Below are 1,674 nucleotides of genomic sequence, written 5' to 3' on the forward strand. Positions count from 1 at the left end.
CACTTCAAGCGCGACGTCGGCTTCCAGCAGCGCGCGGCGAACCTCGCGCATGGCGGCATCGACGTCCTTTTCGGTCAGCGCGCCGCGCCCCGTCAGACGATCGAGAATTCCGCCAAGCCGTTCTGACAGATTGTCGAACAATGAAGTCGTCCTCTTTAACCTCTCCCCGCAAGGGCGGGGCGAGGGAGCAGAAAGTCCAAACACTTTTGCGCCCGAGGGCGCATCGCGCTGTCGGGCGTTAACCTCCGGTCTCGAGGGCCGGTCGGCGGGTCGAAAAGAAAGCCTTTCCGAGAAAGTGGCGGGGTTAAACGCCGCTCCCGGCCGAAAGTCAAGGAAAGTTAGGCGGATGGGGCGGCCATGCCAGCTCAAGCCTCTGACATCAGGGACATATTGACGCCGGGTTCCTTTTATCGTTCGGCCGCCCATATAGCGGTGATGCCTTACCGCTTCCACCGCCTCTGAACCCGCCCCGTGCCAATCACCCGCCGCCGCCTGTTTGGACTGTTTGCCGGTGCGGGGGCGCTGGTGGGGGTGCCCTCCCTCTGGATATCCCGCATGAAGACCTATGACGGCCCCGTCTCCGACCATTTCGACGGACTGACGTTCTTCGATCCCGATGGGGTCCCGCCAAAGTCGCTGCGCGAGGTGCTGCGCTGGCAGTTCGGTGGCAAACGCCAGAGGGCGACATGGCCCGATTGGGCACCGAGCCCGCATGCCGACACCCCGCCGGCCCGGGTCGACGGCGACAAGGTGCGGCTGTCGTTCGTCGGGCATGCCAGCTGGCTGATTCAGGCCGGTGGTCTCAACATCCTCATCGACCCCGTCTGGTCCGAGCGGGTCTCGCCGGTCAGTTTCGCGGGGCCGAAGCGGCACAACGATCCCGGCATCGCCTTTGAGAAATTGCCCGATATCGACGTCGTGCTGGTCTCGCACGGCCATTACGATCATCTCGACATCGCCACGCTGAAGCGGCTGGCGAAAAGCCATGCGCCGCGCGTCGTCACCCCGCTCGGCAATGACGTGACGATGCGCAGTTCCGATGCCGCCATCAAGGCGGAGGCGTTCGACTGGCACGATCGCGTCGAACTCGGCGGCGGCATCGCCGTGCATCTGGTCCCGACCCGCCACTGGACGGCGCGCGGCGTGTTCGATCGCAACAAATCGCTATGGGCGAGTTTCGTGCTGGAGACCCGGGCCGGCAAGATCTACGTCGTCTGCGATTCCGGCTACGGCGATGGCCGGCATTTCCGCCGCGTCGCCGAGCGCCACGGCAAGCTGCGCCTGGCGATCCTCCCGATCGGCGCCTACGAGCCGCGCTGGTTCATGCGGGACCAGCACATGAATCCGGAAGATGCGGTGAAGGCGCTTGGTGATTGCGGCGCCGAGCAAGCGCTCGGGCACCATCACGGCACCTTCCAGCTCACGGACGAGGCGATCGACGCACCGGCGAAGGCGCTGGTCGAAGCACTGGGGGCCGCGCAGATTCCGCAAGAGCGCTTTGTGGCGATGAAGCCCGGGCAGGTGGTGGAGATTTAGCGGCGCTCCTTCCACGCTCGTCGTCCCGGCGAAGGCCGGGACCCATACCGCGTGATCCATCGATGAGAATTCGGTAGCGGTACCGTACTGTGCGGGATCACTGAGAGTCTTCGTCCAACCACTTCTGTGGTTATGGGT

At 64.8% G+C, this 1,674-nt stretch carries 2 protein-coding genes; one reads left to right on the forward strand and one right to left on the reverse strand.

The features are described from left to right. The coding region (locus tag NLR35_RS34045) for a signal recognition particle receptor subunit alpha (protein ID WP_257170909.1) at window positions 1–426 on the reverse strand (426 nt) is incomplete at its 3' end. Between the two features lie 45 nt (window positions 427–471). Between NLR35_RS34045 and NLR35_RS34050 the strand changes: the two genes are divergently transcribed. Continuing rightward, window positions 472–1,536, forward strand: a complete 1,065-nt coding sequence (locus NLR35_RS34050; RefSeq protein WP_257170910.1) for an MBL fold metallo-hydrolase — start codon at window positions 472–474, stop codon at window positions 1,534–1,536. Window positions 1,537–1,674: the final 138 nt, after the last annotated feature.

The organism is Bradyrhizobium sp. SRS-191, from assembly GCF_024586915.1.
Lineage (GTDB): Bacteria > Pseudomonadota > Alphaproteobacteria > Rhizobiales > Xanthobacteraceae > Bradyrhizobium.